The sequence below is a fragment of the Psychrobacillus lasiicapitis genome, from assembly GCF_006861795.1.
Classification (GTDB): Bacteria; Bacillota; Bacilli; order Bacillales_A; family Planococcaceae; genus Psychrobacillus; species Psychrobacillus lasiicapitis.
The window spans coordinates 58,846-78,253 of sequence record NZ_VDGH01000013.1; the positions used below are offsets into that span (position 1 = coordinate 58,846).

Here is a 19,408-nt window from a genome sequence, read left to right on the forward strand (position 1 = left end):
GAAAGGAGGCAGAATAAATGACCGAAGAGAAAACATTTTATCAAGAGTATGAAGTCTTTAGTAAGCGAACGCCAAGCTCTGCTTTCCAACATCAGTTTAGCTTATTAGCACCAAATGAAGATATGGCATTTATTTTGGCACAGGAAAACTTCATGAGACGTGAACCGGTTGCTGACATTTGGATTGTGAATCGAAAGAGTATCCGAAAGATGGATGTTGAAGAGAAGATGACGCTGGGTAGACTTGACAATAAAGATTACCGGACAACAAAGGGATATGGTTACTTAAAGAAAAAGTGGCGCCAGTACGAGCAGCAAATATTGGATGAAAAAGAGATTCTATCATGGGGAGGAGAGCGTAAATGAATGAAAATGAAACAGTCATGAGCCAGGAGTATAAAGATGCAATAACAAGCCTATTATTCCAACTTGCCGATGATGATTTCTTGTACGCTTATCGTGGATCTGAATGGCTTGGGCTCGCTCCCCATATAGAAGAAGACGTCGCTTCTTCTTCCATTAGTCAAGACAGCATGGGGCATGCAGCGATGTTCTATAAATTACTCGAAGATTTAGGAATAGGAAATGCAGATGAACTTGCCCATTCACGCCCTGCACTAGACAGAAAAAACAGCGTCTTGATGGAGAGAGTTAACGGAGAAGGCTATTATATGGAAACCCCTTTATATGATTGGGCTTATCAAGTTGTCAGAAGTTATTTTTACACACAGGCGAAAAAGATAAAAATCGATTCGCTATGTGAAAGCTCGTATAGTCCCCTTGCAGATACTGCTGTAAAAGTGAAAATGGAGCTTTATTATCATAGACTTCACTGGGAAACGTGGTTTAAGCAATTACTTAGTTCTACAGATGTTGCGAAAAAGAAAATGGACGAAGCAATTAAAAAGGTAATGGATGATTTTAATGATGTATTCTCTTATGGAAACGAAAAATTATTAATTGAAAAAAGTAGATTAATAAGTAGTGAAGAGATTTTGAGAGATAAGTGGAAAGCAAGTATTGAACCAGTATTTACAGCGCTTCAAATGGAAGTGCCAAAGTTATCAGATAAGCCTACTAAAAACGGACGAAACGGTGAACATACACAAGATTTGGAAGAAGCAATACGCACACTTTCGGAGGTTTACAAATTCGATCCAATAGCAACTTGGTAATTCGAAAATCGAAAGAGGTGACTTAAATGGAAGCATTCTTAGAAATTTCCCCTCGGCACGTATATGAAGTACTTGAAGGAGTACAAGATCCGGAAATTGACTCCATTAGCATTATAGATCTAGGCATGGTGAGCGAAGTCACTACAGAAGAGAATAACGTAAAGATTGTTTTGCTCCCTACTTTTTTAGGATGTCCAGCACTCGATATTATTAAAATGAATACAATCAATGCTGTAAAAGAATTACCGGAAGTGAAAGATGTTCAAGTGGAGTTTGTCTTACATCCCCCGTGGACATCAGATCGAATTACGGAACAAGGACATGTGAATCTTAGGAAGTTCGGAATTGCACCACCACCAAAACGTATGGAAGCGGACGGCACGTGGCATATAGATTGTGCTTACTGCGGATCTGCGTATGTGACGATGGATAATATTTTTGGTCCTACTGCATGCAGAAGTATTTTGTACTGTAAGAGCTGTAAAAACGTCTTTGAGGCTATGAAACCTGTATCTACATTAATGTAAAGTGAGGAGAAGAAAAATGGCAAAGTTAATCGCATTGTATAAACACCCTGAAAACAAAGAGGCTTTTGATGCACATTATTTTAACGTCCATGCACCACTTACAGCGAAAATTCCAGGGCTTCGTGAGATGAAAGTAACCAAAGTAACAGGATCTCCAATGGGGGGAGATGGAAAATACTATCTCACATGTGAAATGCATTATGATAGTTTAGATGCATTGAAGGAGGGCCTACGTTCACCTGAAGGAAGAGCTTCTGGCAAAGACTTAATGGGATTTGCAGGTGATCTTGTCACACTAATGATTGGTGAGGAAGCATAATGAATCGTTTTGAATTCATTGAAACATCTTTAAAAAGAAACATAGCAGTTATTGAGCTGAATCGACCTCGACAGTTAAACTCATTGAATCGAAAAATGGTAAATGAAATTGTCGGAGTGATGGAGGAATTTGACCGAGATGAAAACGTTCGTGTAATAGTCCTTACAGGTAAAGGACGGTCTTTTTCAGCAGGTGCCGACATTGACGAAATGATGGATGATAATCCAGTAAGCCTAGAACAACTAAATCAATTTGCTGATTGGGATCGTTTTGCGCTCATTAAAAAGCCTATACTCGGTGCGGTAAAAGGGTTTGTCTTCGGTGGTGGATTTGAGCTTGCGCTTTGCTGTGATTTATTAATCGCTAGTATCGGTACTGAATTTTCATTTCCAGAAGTAGGACTAGGCGTGATGCCAGGTGCAGGAGGAACACAAAGGTTAACAAAACTAGTGGGTCGTACGAAAGCCCTCGAATGGCTTTGGACGGGGGAGCGTATTTCTGCGGAAACTGCTCTCAAACATGGAGTTATTAACAAAATCGTTGCACCTGAACTACTCATGGAAGAAACAATGAAATTGGCAGACCGTCTTGCTAATCAGCCTCTTCTATCATTACGGCTTATAAAAGATTCCGTTAATAAAGCTGTAGATTATCCTTTATACGAAGGAATGCAATATGAGAGAAAAAACTTCTATCTACTTTTCGCTTCACAAGATCAAAAAGAAGGTATGACTGCATTTGTTGAAAAAAGAAAACCGGATTACCAAGGGAAGTAAGGAGGCCGTTGCATGTTCGAAACGATACGCTATGATGTCAAAGATGGAATTGCATGGCTCTATTTAAATAGGCCAGACAAATTAAATGCATTTATCGCACAAATGAACAGAGAAGTGAAAGAAGCGATAAAAGCTGCTACATTTGATGAACAAGTTCGCTGCTTAGTCATTTCAGGTGAAGGAAGGGCTTTTTGTTCTGGACAAGATTTGGCAGAAGTTGATGAGAATATGGATCATGGCCAAGTTTTAAGAGATTACTATGGACCGATGATAAAGCAAATTAGACAATGTGAAAAACCGATTGTCGCAGCTGTAAATGGAGTTGCGGCTGGTGCAGGGTTCAGCTTAGCACTTGCTTGTGACTTTAGAATTGTATCGGAACGCGCCAGTTTTTTGAATGCTTTCATTCATGTTGGCCTCATTCCTGACTCGGGTAATCTGTATTATTTAACCAAGTTAGTCGGTCATGCTAAGGCATTGGAATTATCCATTCTTGGAGAAAAAGTGTCGGCTACTGATGCAGTCGCATTAGGACTTGCGAATAAACTCATTCCGTTAGATTTATGGGATGAAGAGGTGTCGGCATTTGCAGCAAATCTTTCTACTTTACCAACAAAGGCAATTGGTTTGATTAAACGATCATTGAAATTCGCTACAGAGCTTACTTTTGAAGACTATCTTGAACAAGAAGCACAAGGGCAACGTATTGCTGGTTTAACAATTGATCACCGCGAAGGTATTCATGCATTTATGGAAAAAAGAAAACCTGTTTTTTCAGGACAATAGGGAGAGCTGAGCACATGACAACAATTCGGGATAATGATATCGAACAAGAGGCAATGAAACGATCGTTTTATCATTTGATTGTAAATGGAGAAAAAATAAAAAGTAGTACAGGTGAAACGATTAAAACTTACAATCCAGCAACGGGAGAGTTAGTTGCTGAAGTTGCAAAAGCGTCCAAAGAAGATGTTGAAAAAGCCATTGCTAGTGCACGAGATGCATTTGATAATGGTAAATGGAAAATGTATCCTGTTGGTCGCCGAGCGCAAGTATTGAACAAAATCGCTGCAATAATGCGTTCTCGTTTTAATGAGCTAGTTGAATTGGAAATTCTCGATACAGGTAAAACGGTTCATGCAGCCCAAGGTCAAGTTTCTCAAGCGATTGAAGATTTTGAGTTTTATGCAGGAGCAATCGTTGGTCACCGAGGAGTCGTTAACAATGTTCCTGGCCAATTCCATAACTATACAGAGAAAGAGCCAGTAGGAGTTTGTGCACAAATCATTCCGTGGAACTATCCACTTATGATGGCTGCTTGGAAAGTGGCACCGGCTATTGCAGTAGGTTGCTCGGTAATTGTAAAGCCAGCTTCCCTCACACCATTAACAGCAATAATCTTGGGAGAAATTTGTCTTGAAGCAGGTGTTCCTGCGGGTGTGGTGAACATCCTTCCAGGTTCTGGATCTGATATTGGTAACTTTTTAGTGGAGCATCCTCAAGTGGATAAAGTAGCTTTCACTGGTTCAACGCCTATCGGTAAAGACATTATGGGGAAAGCATCTCAATCGCTAAAACGTGTAACTCTGGAGCTTGGTGGAAAATCTCCTAATCTTGTATTTGAAGATGCAGATATTGACGCTGCAGTAGATGGTTCACTGTTTGGTATTTTCTATAATTCAGGTCAATCATGTGAAGCTCGATCTCGTTTGTATGTACATGAGGATATTTACGATGAATTTTTGGATAAGTTTGTTGAAAAAACAAAAAAATTACAGCTAGGCAACCCGTTTGATAAAGGAACACATGTTGGTGCAATTATTGATCAAGTTCAACTTGATACAATCGATAGTTATGTACGATCAGCTCGGAAAGAAGGAGCAGAAATTCTTGTTGGTGGAAATGTTTCCAAACCAAATGGATACGAAAACGGATTCTGGTATGAGCCAACGATTATTGCAAATGTAAATCACGATATGACAGTTGTAAAAGAAGAAATTTTTGGTCCAGTTGTTGTATTAATGAAATTTAAAGATGAAAAAGAAGCAATCCGGCTTGCAAACGATACAGAGTTCGGGTTAGGCTCAGCCATTTGGTCAAAAGATGGTGCACGTGCGACGCGTGTTGCAAATCAGATCCAAGCCGGCATTGTAATGGTAAACTGTCCATTCTCAGCATTTCCTGGGACACCATTTGGCGGATATAAGCAATCAGGGTTCGGACGTGAGCTATGTATTGAAACACTAGACCTCTATACGGAAACGAAAAGCATTTTATCTTATTACGGCAGTCGACCACTGAATCCATTCGGATTGTAATTAGAAAAGCGGAAGCTACTATGTCTGCCCTGACAGGCAAATGGGGAAAAGCGAGGAGGCAGCTCCTAAGCCACCACAGCTTTTTCCCATTTGACCCCGAGGGGCAAGGCGCTGGAGTCTGGACTGTAATATAAACTGAAAATACGGACAGGGAAAAATTCAAACCCTGTCCGTATTCTTTCATTAACATAAGGAGAGTAGAATAATGATCAACCGTATTGTTATCATAGGTGCAGGTATTATGGGAAGAGGGATTGCTTATGTAGGAGCAGTTGGTGGCTATGCAGTGACAGTTGTCGACAATCATAATTCTGCATTACTAAACGCGAAGAAAGATATAGATAGCATGTTTGAAAAAGGACTTGTGCACGGAAAGATTACATCGGTACAGGTTGAACAAGCAAGACTTAATTTAAGCTATGAAAGCGATCTTTCAAAAGCAGTAAGTACTGCTGATTTAATTATTGAAGCTGTACCTGAAATAATAACTATTAAAAAAGAAGTGTTTGAAACGATAGAAGAACATGCTCCTTCTCATTGCTATTTTGCTACAAATACTTCGACGATGAGCCCAACAGAAATCGCTTCTTATGGAAAACGCCCAGAAAAAACAATTGCGATGCATTTTTTTAATCCTGTACATAAAATGCCTTTAGTCGAAATTGTACGAGGGTTGGAAACAACTGATGAAACGGCCGAAAGAATTAAAGAAGTAGCTATAAAAATGGGAAAAGAAACTGTTGTCATTAATGAATTTCCAGGGTTCGTAACGAGCCGAATTAGTGCACTTGTTGGTAACGAAGCGTTTTACATGCTTCAAGAAGGGTTAGGTACACCAGAAGAAATTGATAAAGCGATTAAGCTAGGATTAAATTACCCAATGGGACCATTCGAATTAGTAGATTTAGTAGGACTTGATACAAGATTAAATAATTTGAAATATTTACATGAAAAGCTTGGGGAAAAGTATCGTCCTGCACCACTTTTAGAACAATATGTCAAAGCAGGGCGTCTAGGACGAAAGAGTGGTAAAGGTGTATACGACTATTCTATTGACGAAGAGTTGGTTTCGAAATGAGAGAAGTAGTCATAGTAGATGCTGTCCGTACGCCAATCGGAAGATATAACGGATCACTTAGAGAAGTTCGACCAGATGATTTAGGAGCTATTGTTATTAAAGCTCTTGTTGAACGTAGTCCGAACCTCCCCGTAAAGGAAATTGAAGAAGTTGTTTTCGGAAATGCAAACCAAGCAGGTGAAGATAACCGCAACGTTGCAAGAATGTCGACATTGTTAGCAGGCCTACCTGTCGAAGTAGCAGGTACAACTATAAACCGTCTGTGTGGTTCTGGACTTGACGCTATTATGTACGCTGCAAGAGCAATATCAGTTGGCGATGGCGATATTTACATCGCTGGTGGCACTGAAAGCATGACGCGAGCACCGTTTGTCATGGCAAAGCCAGATAGAGAGTTCCCACGTGGAAATATGGAACTGCAAGATACAACAATCGGGTGGCGTTTTACAAACAAAAAACTGAAAGAGATGTACGGTGTAGATACGATGCCAGAAACTGCCGAAAATGTTGCAAAGCGATTTCATATAACGCGTGAGGATCAGGATTTATTTGCATTCCAGAGCCAGCAACGTGCTAAAAAAGCTTTGGCAGAAAATCGATTTGCGGAAGAAATCGTTCCGGTTATGTATATGGACCGGAAAGGGAATGAAATTATTGTCGACCAAGATGAGCATCCAAGACCAAATACAACGTTACATCAGCTTGGGAAATTAAAACCATTATTTGAAGGTGGTACGGTTACACCAGGTAATGCTTCGGGAGTCAATGACGGTGCATCTGCCTTACTTCTTATGAGTGCGGAAAAAGCAAAAGAATTGAATGTGAAGCCATTAGCAAGATATGTTACAGGTGCAACAGCGGGACTTGAACCAGCTGTTATGGGACTTGGTCCTATTTTCGCTTCAAAAAAAGCACTACAACGTGCAGGGTTGAAAACAACTGACCTTGGTCTTGTAGAATTGAATGAAGCTTTTGCTTCACAATCTCTGGAGTGCATTCGCCAACTAGAAATAGATAGTGAGAAAGTGAATGTCAATGGAGGAGCAATAGCTTTTGGACACCCTCTAGGTGCGAGTGGTGCTCGAATAGTAACGACACTTTTATATGAAATGAAGAAAAGAAATGTTCAATTCGGAATGGCGACAATGTGTATCGGCGTCGGTCAAGGGATTGCAACTATATTTGAGAATGTATCAGAGTAGGTACTACCATTTTGCTGTCCTTCAAGCGTCAAAGCTCTTTAAAAGAAGAGTAACGACGAGAGAAGGGCATTTTTATAACCAATACCATAGATTGTTCTTGCAACGAAAACAAAGCGACAGGAGTAATTCAATATAGTTGTTCGAATAGGAGATGTCATCATGACGAATATTTTATTAAGAAAAGAAAACAACATTGCATATATCACTATTAATCGCGAAGAAGCTCTGAACTGTTTTAATTACGATACATTGCATCAGCTTCAACAAGTAGTAGATGCTATCTCAATTGATCCGGAAGTGAAAGTGATTATAATTACAGGAGCAGGGGATAGATCTTTTAGTGCTGGTGCCGATTTGAAAGAGCGGAAAACATTATAAGAATCAGATGTTAGGAGAAATGTGAAAGCGATACGAGATGTGTTCAACAGTATTGCAAATCTACCACAGCCAACTATAGCTGCAGTAAATGGGTATGCATTTGGCGGCGGCTTCGAACTCATGATTGCGTGTGATTTTTCCATTGCAGCTGAAGGAGTGAAAATGGGTCTAACTGAAACAAGCTGGGCAATCATACCAGGAGCAGGTGGGACGCAAAGACTACCAAGACTAGTAGGAGAAATGAGAGCGAAAGAGCTGATTTTCACTGCAAGAAAATTCACGGCAGAAGAAGGGGTACAGCTTGGAGTGGTATTAAAAGTAGTCCAAATAGAAAACCTTCTGAACTCTTGTGAACAACTAGCAAATGAAATAATGAAAAATGGTCCTGTTGCTATTAAACAAGCGAAGTATGCAATTACACAAGGGATGAATACGGACTTACAAACGGGGCTTGCAATCGAGTCTAAGGCATACGAATTAACGATTCCAACTGAGGATCGCATGGAAGCGTTACTTGCATTCAGTGAGAAAAGGAATCCTGTCTTTTTAGGGAAATAAATAGTAAACTCTAATAACAAAATAATGAAAGAAGGGGAGAAACGTGTTATATTGGAAATCAGGGAAAAAGAAAGAGTGAGTTTACATGTCGAATACACAATCAATGATATTTACAATTTACGGTGATTATATCCGTCATTACGGAAATAAAATATGGATCGGAAGCTTAATCCGACTGCTTAAAGAGTTTGGACATAATGAACAGTCGGTACGAGTAGCGGTTTCAAGAATGATGAAACAAGGTTGGCTCGAGTCCGAGAAGGAAGGGAATAAAAGTTATTACTTTTTGACGACACGTGGTGAAACTCGGATGGAAGAAGCTGCCATACGGATTTTTAAATTAATGCCAAACGACTGGGATGGAAAATGGCGTATGCTAATGTATACGATTCCAGAAGAAAAAAGACAAGTTCGAGATGAACTACGAAAAGAGCTTTTATGGAGTGGATTCGGCAGTTTTTCTAGTGGATGCTGGATATCACCGAACAATCTTGAAAAAGAAGTAGAATTTCTTATAGAAAAATATGGTATACAAAATTATGTAGATTTCTTCGTAGCAGACTACAAAGGGCCTCAAGCAAACAGAGCTCTTGTTGAAAAAAGTTGGCCGCTTCAAGAAATTGAAGGAAAATATCAAGATTTTATCTCTACCTACAGCAAACAATATATAATACATCAGAGCATGATGAATGACGGAAGAATGTCGGATGCAGAATGTTTTGTTGAACGAACAAATCTTGTACATGAATATCGTAAGTTTCTATTTTCTGATCCTGGTCTTCCAAAAGAACTGTTACCAGAAATATGGAGTGGTAACCATGCAGCTCTTTTATTTGAGCAATATTATAAATTGCTTGCACAGCCAGCAAATCATTTTTTCGAAGAAGTATTCCAAGAAGATAATGATATGCGTCGTAAGGACAAAGCATATGATGCAGATGATCATCCACTTCTTATGGATTAACGTTTTTGGTGATCAGAAAAATACTTTGTTTGTAAACACATATCGGAATATAGTAAATCACAAGGTTTTGGGAATGTTGGACATTTCCTAAACCTTGTGATTTTTTATATGTTAGTAAACATCAATAGGTATTGGAAAAAGCCGTCACACTTCTACGGAAAACAGAGCTTTCAAAACCCTCCACGAGCGTAAAGAGGGCACTGAAAAAGTCCCTATAATTCGGATTTACCACATAGGGTTGTCCAATATTCCAATACAAAAGAAAATCGTTGAAACGACTCCCTTTCCGCGGGCGTTGCCTCAACCTCCTCGCTTAGCTGTGGGGTCTTCGACTAACGCTATTCCCGCAGGAGTGTCGCCTTTTTAACGATTTGTTATAAATGAAGTGTTTATATTTATATATTCGAAAGCTTTTCAGTGCCCTCAGAGTAGGTGATTCGTGCGCGGAAAGCGAGTGGCTTTGCTGTACTCAACTTGTCTTAATCTATATATAAGAGTATGACTGCAATTCTTTTAGTATGTTTTTGCTACATAAATTATTCTTCGTCCTAATGAAAGTTGCATTTATTTGATAAACACGTGAATATTCAAAAAAGTAAAGGGAGCGCCTTATAGCTTTTAATGGTAACTCTATTGTTAGATGTTAAAGGTCTCTAACTCATAGAAAAAATGGTCATGAATTCACTTGCGAATAGACGACCATTTTATTTAGTTTCATTAAATTTTTAGAGTAGTTACTTTTTTATCTGAAGTAGTAGAATGATCGACGTCATTTTTTCTTTTTCTTTCATTCCATACTATTCTTCTTCTTCGAAAATTTCTCGATAATCGTATCCTTTTTGAACATACGTATCAATGGAAAGTTGAATAATATCAAAATCTTTTTCGTTTAATTCTCGCACTACCTTTCCAGGTGAACCGACGACTAGTGAGCGAGGAGGAATTTTCTTTCCAGGCGGAATTAACGTATTAGCACCGATAATGCACTCTTCTCCAATTTCAGCATGATCTAGAATTGTTGATCCCATTCCAATAATAGAGCGTTTTCCAACCTTACATCCATGAAGGATAACATTATGTCCAACAGTAACTTCGTCTTCTATTACAACTGGCGCATCTTCATATAAATGAATGGTCGAATTATCTTGAATACTGCATCTTTTTCCAATTGAAATTAATCCTTCATCTCCACGCAGTACTGTATTGAACCAAATAGTAGATTCTTCTCCAATTTGAACCTCTCCGATAACTTTTGCACCTGGAGCAACAAAAACAGTAGGATCTAAATCAGGTTTTTTCCCTTTAAAAGTGATAATCATAAATTTACCCCCATTTTTTAAATAATTTCAATTGTCATTCTATTAATTTTACTATAACATATTTTTATAGGGGTGGATAAAAAATGATATATATTTGTGAAAAGTTGCAAATAACTTATCCAATTATTCAAGGTGGAATGGGGAATATTAGTAACGCACAGCTCGCTGCAGCTGTCTCAGAAGCGGGGGGCCTTGGCACAATCGGGTGCGGTACAATGTCACCTAAGGAAGTAGAGAATATAATATTAGAAACAAAAGCGTTAACAAATAAGAGCTTCGCTATAAACATTGCAATTAGTGTCACACCATTTACAGATGAACTAATTGATCTTGTTATCAAACATAAAGTACCAATTGTTTCGTTATCAGCGGGAAACCCAGCGCCATATATTCCTCTACTACATGAACAAGGAGTAATAGTAATAGCCCTAGTAGCTTCTGTAAAACATGCACAGAAAGCGGAAGCTGCTGGGGCAGACATACTCGTGGCAGAAGGGTTTGAAGCTGCTGGTATAAACTCAAACTTAGAACTAACTACTTTCACACTCATTCCGCAAATTGTGAAACACGTAAAAATTCCCGTACTTGCAGCTGGAGGAATAGGAGATGGCAAAGGATTGGCGGCTGCTCTTATGCTTGGTGCAAGCGGTGTCCAAATCGGTACGCGTTTAATCGTAACAAAGGAAGCACCTTTTCACGATGTTTATAAGGAAAATTTATTGAAGGCCAGTGACACGGAAACATTGATCGTCGGTCGAAGTGTAGGAAGACTGAGAAGAATCTTAAAGACACCTTATGCTATGAAGCTCTACGAATTGGATAAAACAGGGATGACACTGGATCAATATAGTGAACTGACCTCGGAAAAGCAACATCTTAAAGGTGCATTAGAAGGCGATATTGAAAATGGTTTTATGAATAGTGGACAAATTGCAGGGCTTATTGAAGATATTCCAACAGTAAAAGAACTAATTGACGAAATGATGGAAGAAGCAGAAAATCGTATGATTAAATCTGCAAAAGAATTTAAGAGAATACTAGAGTTGTAAAAAGTAGTGGGGACCTTACTCACTACTTTTTTGTGTGAATCAGTTAATTTTGAATTTATAGATTTTTCTAATTACTATATTGACTATAGTATTACAAATTGTTACTATTACGTTGTAATAGTGTTATGTCAGGAGAAATATAATGGTATATGAAAGCGTTTACATCATTTTTGTAATGGTGAATAGAAATACCCAAACACCATTTAGTATTAAGAAGATTCGAGCATATAGTAAGTAGAGGTGTTGTAATGAGAAGCGGAATGGAAATAGGCAGAGAAGAGAATATACAAATATCAGTAACAGAGGATATGTTTGCATCTTTTGAAGGGAAAATAGTTCATCCTGTCTATTCAACGGTAACAATGACATATCATATGGAATGGGTTTCCAGAAAAATTATTCTTCCATTTTTAGAAGACCACGAAGAAGGAATGGGAGCATCCGTAAAGCTAAGTCATATAGCGCCTTCCCCACTCGGTACGGTAGTTACGCTAACTGCAACTTTAGTTGAAGTACAGGACAATGTAGTACTGACAAAAATTGTGGCATCCAACCAATTAGGTATTATTGGTAAAGGTGAAGTGAAACAAGTTATTTTACCTAAAAAAATAATAGCTGAAAAACTAAAAATTGCTTCCATATTTCCAGAGAAAGAAGAATCTATTTTAGACTAGAAAGAAATCCTTAGGGGGTATAAAGGGTGATAATGGCTGAAAAAATGGCAATAACAAAAGAATTTGATCTTTTCGAGAAGATGGCGAAGCATGAACAAGTGGTTTTTTGTAACGATCCATCTACTGGATTGCGTGCAATTATTGCAATCCATAATACAACGCTTGGACCAGCACTTGGTGGATGTCGTATGCAACCATACAGTAGTGTGGATGAAGCGCTAGAAGATGCTCTTCGTCTTTCCAAAGGAATGACTTATAAATGCGCAGCTGCTGATGTCGATTTCGGAGGCGGGAAAGCAGTAATTATTGGTGATCCTAAAACAGATAAATCACCGGAATTATTCCGCGCATTCGGCCAATTTGTAAACTCTCTAGGTGGACGTTTTTTTACGGGTACCGATATGGGGACGACAATGGATGACTTCATTCATGCGATGAAAGAAACGAATTTCATTAACGGACTTCCAGAAGAATATGGTGGAGGTGGTGATTCTTCTATACCAACTGCAGCTGGTGTTTTGTACGGCATCAAAGCAACCAATCAATTGTTGTATGGAAATGATGACTTGGGTCAACATAGTTATGCGATTCAGGGATTAGGTAAGGTCGGGTTTAAAGTTGCAAAAGGACTTCTGGAAGCTGGTGCTCGCATTTTCGTAACAGATATTAATAAAGATAGCCTTCGATCAATCGAAGAAGTAGCTGCAAAAACAACTGGTAAAGTTCAGATTGTTGAAAATGATGATATTTATTCCCAAGAAGCAGATATATTCGTTCCATGTGCATTTGGAGGGATTATTAACGACACTACAATTCCTCATTTTAAAGTAAAAGCAATTGTAGGTTCAGCTAACAATCAATTATTAGAAGATAGACATGGAAGTTTATTGAGAGATAAAGGGATCTTGTATGCTCCGGATTACATTGTCAATTCTGGTGGTCTTATACAAGTGGCAGATGAATTGTATGGCATAAATCATGAACGTGTACTTGCAAAAACAAAACATATTTACGATGTAATATTGGAAGTGTATAAAGATGCTGAGAGCAGCGGAAAAACAACAGAGGAATCAGCGAATGCAATGTGTGAAAAAAGAATAGCAGATCGAAGCAAACGGAATACCTTTTACTCAGCACCAGCGAAACCAAAATGGTCGTTTAGCAAACTATCCTAATGGGAGGCGAGTTAAGTGGAAGATAACTACCCTATAAAAAGAATCATAGACGATCAAGGATCTCTTGTTGATACGGGATTTGAAAATCAAATAGATGAGCAATTGGTTCAAGACCTTTACTATCACATGTTACGAATTCGTACTTTTGATAGAAAAGCGATTAACTTGCAACGACAAGGACGTTTGGGTACTTATGCCCCTTTTGAAGGACAGGAAGCTGCTCAAGTTGGTAGCGCACTCGCATTAAAAGCTGGAGACTGGGTTTTCCCAACTTATCGAGATCATGGTGCGACAATTACATTCGGAAAAAGTATGGCTAGAACGTTTTTGTATTGGAATGGGAGAGTAGAGGGCTGTGTGGCACCGCAAGATAGAAATATATTCCCACCCGCTGTTCCTATTGCAACTCAACTACCTCATGCGGCAGGAGCTGCTTGGGCTGAGAAGAGAAGAGGAACACAAAATGCAGCAATTGCTTATTTCGGGGACGGTGCAACTTCGGAAGGTGATTTTCATGAAGGTTTAAATTTTGCGAGTGTATTCAAAGTACCAGTTGTCTTTTTTAACCAAAATAATGGATATGCGATTTCAGTCCCGATTGAAAAACAAATGAATTCTGAGACGATAGCTCAAAAATCAGTTGCCTATGGTATTCCAGGGGTAAGAATCGATGGAAATGATTGTTTCGCAGTATATTTTGAAACGAAAAAAGCCTTTGACAATGCACGAGCTGGAAATGGACCAACATTGATAGAAGCAGTTACGTGGCGAAAAGGTGCACACACAACTGCTGATGATCCGTCAAAATACCGTCCTGAAAAACAAGGGGAGGATTTTGTTGATCCATTAACAAGATTAGAACTTTTTATGAAAAATTACGGCCATTGGAATGATGAATGGATCCAAGCAACAAAAGATAAAACGAGTAGTGAAGTTGAAGCGGCTGTTGATGAAATGGAAAAGTTTCCTCCGCCGAACTTAGAAGACGTTTTTAATCATGTATATGCTGAAATGCCAGCTCAACTTGTTGAACAAAGAGAATCGTACCTTGCACATCTAGGGAGGCGGTAATGAATGGCACAAATAAAAGAATCAATTACAAATAATGAAACGACAAAGCAGTTGACCTTAATTCAAGCTATTAATGATGGTATGCGACTCCTTTTAGAAGAGGATGATCGAACCATTATTCTTGGTGAAGATATCGGAAAGAATGGCGGGGTATTCCGAGCGACTGAAGGACTACAAGAAACATTTGGTGGTGATAGAGTAGTAGACACTCCACTTTCCGAAGCAGGGATTATCGGAACGTCAATTGGTCTTGCGGTTAACGGTTTTAGACCGATTGCAGAAATCCAATTCCTCGGTTTTATTTATCCTGCTTACGAGCAGATCATGACACATGTCTCGCGAATTAGAATGCGTTCGATGTCCCGTTTTACAGTGCCAATGGTTATCCGAGCACCATACGGGGCAGGAATACGCGCACCCGAGATACATTCTGATAGTACTGAAACCTTATTCACACATATGCCTGGCATTAAGGTCGTTTGCCCTTCAAATCCTTACGATGCAAAAGGATTGTTAATTGCTGCCATGGAAGATCCAGATCCAGTATTGGTTTTGGAGCCTATGAAAAACTATCGTTCGAAGAGAGACGAAGTACCTGTTGGGAAATATACGGTGGAAATTGGTAAAGGAAAAATAGTACGTGAAGGTACGGATGTAACACTAATTGCTTGGGGAGCGATGATATCGATAGCAGAGAAAGCAGCTAAATTGGCTGCCCAAAAGGGAATTAGTTGTGAAATTATTGATCTACGAACATTGTATCCAATTGATCGTGACATAATAGCTAACTCTGTGAAAAAGACAACAAGAGCAGTTATTATTCATGAAGCTCAAAATACTGGAGGATTAGGTAATGATATCGTGTCGATTATTAACGATACAGCCTTCCTTTATTTACGAGCTCCAATTGAACGAATTACGGGATTTGACGTACCGGTTCCATTCTTTGCATTAGAAGAACATTATCTACCAACAGCGGCAAGAGTCGTTGAGGGAATTGAAAAAGTGGTTCATTTTTAAGGAGGATATGGAATGCTCGAAGTAAAGCTGCATGATGTCGGGGAAGGAATGACCGAAGGAGAAGTACTTCATTACTTAGTGAAGGTCGGAGATTCGGTTATGACTGATCAACCACTTGTAGAAGTACAAACAGACAAAATGGTTGCTGAACTTACTTCTCCTTGCTCAGGCATCGTTAAAGAAATTCGTATTGATGAAGGTGAAGTTGTACAGGTCGGAACAAGTTTACTCTACATTGAATCCAATGAATCTGTACGGATGGAACAAAAATTACATGTAGAAATGAATCCAGTTTCAGAAACGATAGGGAAGTCTACGAATAACAATGAAGAAAAAGCTCTTCCGATTACTTATAAACGAGTGCTTGCTACTCCATACACACGCAAAATTGCACGCGACAATAACATTAATATTGAAGACGTCCGTGCTACAGATCCATCTGGAAGAGTAACTGAGGAAGATGTTTTTCGATTCTTGAAAGGAATACAATCAACTGAGGAATCAATAAAAGATGAAAAGCAATCAGTATTTTCTCAAGAAATACCAGATGAAATTCCTTTTAAAGGGATTCGGAAAAAGATTGCAGAAAAGATGACGAAATCACTCTTTACAATTCCCCATGTCACTCATTTTGACGAAGTCAATATGACAAACTTACTTGAATTGAAAGAGCAAATGAAAGCATCTGGAGAACCAATCAGAATCCCAGCATTTCTTATTAAAGCACTTGTTATTTCATTAAAGGAATTCCCTATATTCAATGCAGAACTCGATGAAGAAAATAGCAGGATACTACTAAAGAAAAACTATCATATCGGTATCGCGACAAACACAGAAAGTGGTTTAATGGTCCCGGTTATTCATCATGTCGATAAGAAATCTATTAAACAGATTAACAAAGAGGTCAAAGGGTTAACAGAAAGAGCGATTGCAGGTAAACTACAACCATTTGAAATGCAAAATAGTACTTTTACGGTAAGTAATGTTGGACCTTTAGGAAGTACAGGAGCGACGCCGATTATCAACTATCCTGAAACCGCTCTGATTGCTTTTCACAAAACGAAAAAACAACCAATTGTTAATTCTCATGATGAAATCGTAATAGGTCATATTATGACCTTTTCTATGGCGTTTGACCACCGTGTAGCGGACGGCGCTACGGCAGTTGAATTTACGAACCGCTTTGCGGGTTTGATTGAACAGCCACATAAACTGATGTTGGAGTTGATATAAAATGGTTGTTGGGGAAATTAGTCAAGAGCGGAATCTTATAATTATTGGGGGAGGGCCAGGGGGCTACAGTGCTGCCATACGGGCTGCACAGCTTGGTCTTACAGTCACGTTAATTGAACAGGCTGATATGGGGGGTGTCTGTTTGAATAATGGTTGTATCCCCTCTAAAGTTTTTACACATGCAGCCGCAAAACTATCAGAAACCGCCCATCTAAACAGCCTTGGAATTGGAAGTTCAGCTATGATCTTCGATTTTCAAAAGCTAAGCTCTTATAAAACGAATATTATTAATCAGCTTAGGTCAGGTGTAGAAAGTTTATGTAAGGAAAATAAAATTGAAATAATACGTGGAAAAGCTACATTCCTATCTGTAGATAAAATCGGCGTAGAAAATGGACATCAATTCGATATTTATACATTTGAGCAACTCATTATAGCAACTGGTAGTAACCCTATCACACCAGAGGTTAAGAAAGTAAAAGATTCAAGAGTATTATCGACGCATGAAATATATAAGATGGATGAAATTCCAGAACACCTCATTGTACGAGGGCAAGATTACATTGCACTTGAAATTGCTTCTAGCTTTGCGGCATTAGGTGCTCATGTCAGTGTTGTAATTGATGCCAAACTAGGTCTTCCATTCGATGACTGTATAAATAAAGAATTAACTCGTTTGTTTAAAAAGCGGAAAATAAAAATGTTAAAAGAAGTGGATTTCATTTCAAAAAATGAGACGGAAGAAGATATTACAATAACCTTTTTATCCGATAGAAATGTAGTAGAGACAATCAGTGGATCTCATCTATTTGTTTCTGAAACAAGGAAGCCTAATTTGGAAGAGCTTGGAATAATCCGCTTCGGAATCGAATTGACTGCAGAAGGATTTATAAAGATTGACAATGATATGCGATCATCCATCCCTTCTATATATGCAATTGGTGACATAACCGGTGGCCCAATGCTCGCTGGAAAAGCAATTAAACAAGGAAAAGCAGCAGCTGCATCCATTGCTGGAATACAAACAGAAGTTGATCTGACATTTATGCCAGTTGTTGCGCATACCATTCCTCCAGTCGTTTCAGTGGGGCTAACGGAAAAAAGTGCACGTGATATAGGGATAGATATTCGTGTTAGCCAATTTACTCTTGGTGGTAATGGTTATGCAACAATTACTGGGAAAAAGGATGGATTTATTAAAGTTATTTCAGATTCAACAACTGAAATAATACAAGGCATTCATATGATAGGAGAAGGGGCGGTTGAAATGTCTGGCTCCTTTGTCCAGTTGCTTGAAATGGCAGCGAAAGAAGAAGATATTATTTTTCCACACTATGCGCATCCAGGATACAATGAAGGACTACTTGAAGTAGTAGAGGGGTTAGTAGGACAAGCAATTCATACTTCACCAATGAAAAAGAAAGACTTAACGAAGATTTCATAAAAGCTAATAACCGTTTTACGAAAATAAAAGACTGAATATTGTAATTTTTCATATGATATTGAGTTAGTTATAAAATGCTCACGTTTCTTTACATTAGATTCAAATAAATACTAAATAAAATGGAGTAGAAGAGGGGGAATTGTAATGAAGAACGGTTTGAAAAAAATGTTGGCTGTTTTTTTCAGTTCTACACTAATACTTGCGGCATGTAGTGATGGAGGGGAAAAAGAGGCATCTTCGGAGAAATATAAAATAGGCGTTACTCAGATTGTTGAACACCCTTCCCTAAATGCGGCTTTCGATGGCTTTAAAAAGGCCATAGAAGATGCAGGAATCAATGCGGAATATGAGGTTCAAAACGCTCAAGGTGATAATAGTTCTAATACGACAATTGCAACGAATCTTGTTAGTGCAAATGTAGATCTAATTTTTGCAAATTCAACACCGAGTGCTCAAGCAGTAGCTAGTGCTACATCAGAAATCCCTATCGTTTTCACTTCAGTAACAGATGCTGTTGGAGCTGAGCTTGTAGACTCAATGGAAAAACCAGGAGGAAATGTAACTGGCACGATTGATGCTCATCCTGATGCAATTACTAATACTATGAAGTTTCTTAAAGATGAATTGGGAGCAAAAAATGTTGGAATGGTGTTTAACTCTGGAGAGCAAAATTCTCGCGCTCAAGTAGATGCAGTAAAAGAAATGTTGAAAGAAATGAATATGTCTGTAGTGGAAGCTTCTGTTGCTACATCTGCAGACGTGAAACAAGCAACAGAATCATTAATCGGTAAAGTAGACTCGATGTATATCATTACAGATAACACAGTAGTTTCCGCACTTGAATCTGTAATTTCAGTAGCAAATGAAAATAAAATTCCAATGATGGTAGGCGAATTTGACTCCGTTAAACGAGGAGGTCTAGCAGCATACGGGTTTGAATATTTTGACATTGGATACGAAGCAGGACAAATGGCTGTCAAAATCTTAAAAGAGGAAAGTAAACCAGCTGACTTACCTGTTCAAATTCCGCAAAAGCTTAAATTGATAATGAATAAAGACACAGCATCTACCATAGGAATTGACGTAAAAGACGAATGGAAAGCCGAGTTTAGTGAATAAATAGGAGTTG

General features: G+C 38.7%; 19 protein-coding genes and 1 pseudogene. 19 read left to right on the forward strand and 1 reads right to left on the reverse strand.

Annotated features, from left to right (window positions below; genetic code table 11):
- Positions 1-17 precede the first annotated feature (17 nt).
- The 11 genes and pseudogenes from paaB (at position 18) to paaX (ending at position 9,294) form a co-directional block, all read left to right on the forward strand.
- Positions 18-365 carry a 1,2-phenylacetyl-CoA epoxidase subunit PaaB gene (gene paaB, locus FG382_RS19330; RefSeq protein ID WP_142540515.1) on the forward strand — a complete coding sequence of 116 codons (348 nt, stop codon included), beginning with the start codon at positions 18-20 and terminating at the stop codon, positions 363-365.
- The gene (paaC, locus tag FG382_RS19335) at positions 362-1,174 is read left to right on the forward strand and encodes a 1,2-phenylacetyl-CoA epoxidase subunit PaaC (RefSeq protein WP_142540516.1); all 813 of its coding nucleotides are present in this window, start codon (positions 362-364) and stop codon (positions 1,172-1,174) included. The genes paaB and paaC overlap by 4 nt, the downstream gene beginning before the upstream one ends.
- Before the next feature lie 26 nt (positions 1,175-1,200).
- Entirely contained in the window at positions 1,201-1,701 is a 501-nt protein-coding gene (paaD, locus tag FG382_RS19340; RefSeq protein ID WP_142540517.1) for a 1,2-phenylacetyl-CoA epoxidase subunit PaaD, read from the forward strand.
- 16 nt (positions 1,702-1,717) lie between these two features.
- Complete coding sequence (locus FG382_RS19345; RefSeq protein ID WP_142540518.1) at positions 1,718-2,020, forward strand: EthD family reductase; 303 nt, start codon at positions 1,718-1,720, stop codon at positions 2,018-2,020.
- Positions 2,020-2,796, forward strand: coding sequence for an enoyl-CoA hydratase/isomerase family protein (locus FG382_RS19350; RefSeq protein ID WP_142540519.1), 777 nt, complete (start codon positions 2,020-2,022; stop codon positions 2,794-2,796). Before FG382_RS19345 ends, FG382_RS19350 begins: the two co-directional genes overlap by 1 nt.
- 12 nt (positions 2,797-2,808) lie before the next feature.
- A complete protein-coding gene (locus tag FG382_RS19355; RefSeq protein ID WP_142540520.1) occupies positions 2,809-3,582 on the forward strand; it encodes an enoyl-CoA hydratase-related protein in 774 nt (257 codons plus the stop codon).
- A 14-nt stretch (positions 3,583-3,596) separates the two neighbouring features.
- Positions 3,597-5,114, forward strand: a complete 1,518-nt coding sequence (locus tag FG382_RS19360; RefSeq protein ID WP_142540521.1) for an aldehyde dehydrogenase family protein — start codon at positions 3,597-3,599, stop codon at positions 5,112-5,114.
- A 205-nt stretch (positions 5,115-5,319) separates the two neighbouring features.
- A complete protein-coding gene (locus FG382_RS19365; RefSeq protein WP_142540522.1) occupies positions 5,320-6,192 on the forward strand; it encodes a 3-hydroxyacyl-CoA dehydrogenase in 873 nt (290 codons plus the stop codon).
- Positions 6,189-7,394, forward strand: a complete 1,206-nt coding sequence (locus FG382_RS19370) for an acetyl-CoA C-acyltransferase (RefSeq protein WP_142540523.1) — start codon at positions 6,189-6,191, stop codon at positions 7,392-7,394. Before FG382_RS19365 ends, FG382_RS19370 begins: the two co-directional genes overlap by 4 nt.
- A gap of 159 nt (positions 7,395-7,553) precedes the next feature.
- Positions 7,554-8,330 (forward strand): annotated as a pseudogene (locus tag FG382_RS19375) (enoyl-CoA hydratase-related protein).
- An 85-nt stretch (positions 8,331-8,415) separates the two neighbouring features.
- Entirely contained in the window at positions 8,416-9,294 is an 879-nt protein-coding gene (gene paaX, locus FG382_RS19380; RefSeq protein ID WP_142540524.1) for a phenylacetic acid degradation operon negative regulatory protein PaaX, read from the forward strand.
- Between the two features lie 797 nt (positions 9,295-10,091).
- Here the strand turns inward: paaX and FG382_RS19385 are convergent.
- A complete protein-coding gene (locus FG382_RS19385) occupies positions 10,092-10,613 on the reverse strand; it encodes a gamma carbonic anhydrase family protein (RefSeq protein ID WP_142540525.1) in 522 nt (173 codons plus the stop codon).
- A gap of 83 nt (positions 10,614-10,696) precedes the next feature.
- Here FG382_RS19385 and FG382_RS19390 point away from each other — a divergent pair, with 83 nt between their 5' ends.
- From FG382_RS19390 to FG382_RS19425, 8 genes are all read left to right on the forward strand, one after another.
- Complete coding sequence (locus FG382_RS19390; RefSeq protein WP_142540526.1) at positions 10,697-11,662, forward strand: NAD(P)H-dependent flavin oxidoreductase; 966 nt, start codon at positions 10,697-10,699, stop codon at positions 11,660-11,662.
- Positions 11,663-11,910: 248 nt separating this feature from the next.
- Complete coding sequence (locus FG382_RS19395; protein ID WP_142540527.1) at positions 11,911-12,336, forward strand: thioesterase family protein; 426 nt, start codon at positions 11,911-11,913, stop codon at positions 12,334-12,336.
- Positions 12,337-12,368: 32 nt separating this feature from the next.
- A complete protein-coding gene (locus FG382_RS19400; protein ID WP_142540611.1) occupies positions 12,369-13,511 on the forward strand; it encodes a Leu/Phe/Val dehydrogenase in 1,143 nt (380 codons plus the stop codon).
- Positions 13,512-13,526: 15 nt separating this feature from the next.
- Complete coding sequence (gene pdhA / locus FG382_RS19405) at positions 13,527-14,582, forward strand: pyruvate dehydrogenase (acetyl-transferring) E1 component subunit alpha (protein WP_142540528.1); 1,056 nt, start codon at positions 13,527-13,529, stop codon at positions 14,580-14,582.
- 3 nt (positions 14,583-14,585) lie between these two features.
- Positions 14,586-15,602: an alpha-ketoacid dehydrogenase subunit beta gene (locus FG382_RS19410; RefSeq protein ID WP_142540529.1), complete on the forward strand. Its 1,017-nt coding sequence runs from the start codon at positions 14,586-14,588 to the stop codon at positions 15,600-15,602.
- A gap of 12 nt (positions 15,603-15,614) precedes the next feature.
- Positions 15,615-16,835: a dihydrolipoamide acetyltransferase family protein gene (locus FG382_RS19415; protein WP_142540530.1), complete on the forward strand. Its 1,221-nt coding sequence runs from the start codon at positions 15,615-15,617 to the stop codon at positions 16,833-16,835.
- A gap of 1 nt (position 16,836) precedes the next feature.
- Positions 16,837-18,279: a dihydrolipoyl dehydrogenase family protein gene (locus FG382_RS19420; protein ID WP_142540531.1), complete on the forward strand. Its 1,443-nt coding sequence runs from the start codon at positions 16,837-16,839 to the stop codon at positions 18,277-18,279.
- A 144-nt stretch (positions 18,280-18,423) separates the two neighbouring features.
- Positions 18,424-19,398: an ABC transporter substrate-binding protein gene (locus FG382_RS19425; RefSeq protein WP_142540532.1), complete on the forward strand. Its 975-nt coding sequence runs from the start codon at positions 18,424-18,426 to the stop codon at positions 19,396-19,398.
- Positions 19,399-19,408: the final 10 nt, after the last annotated feature.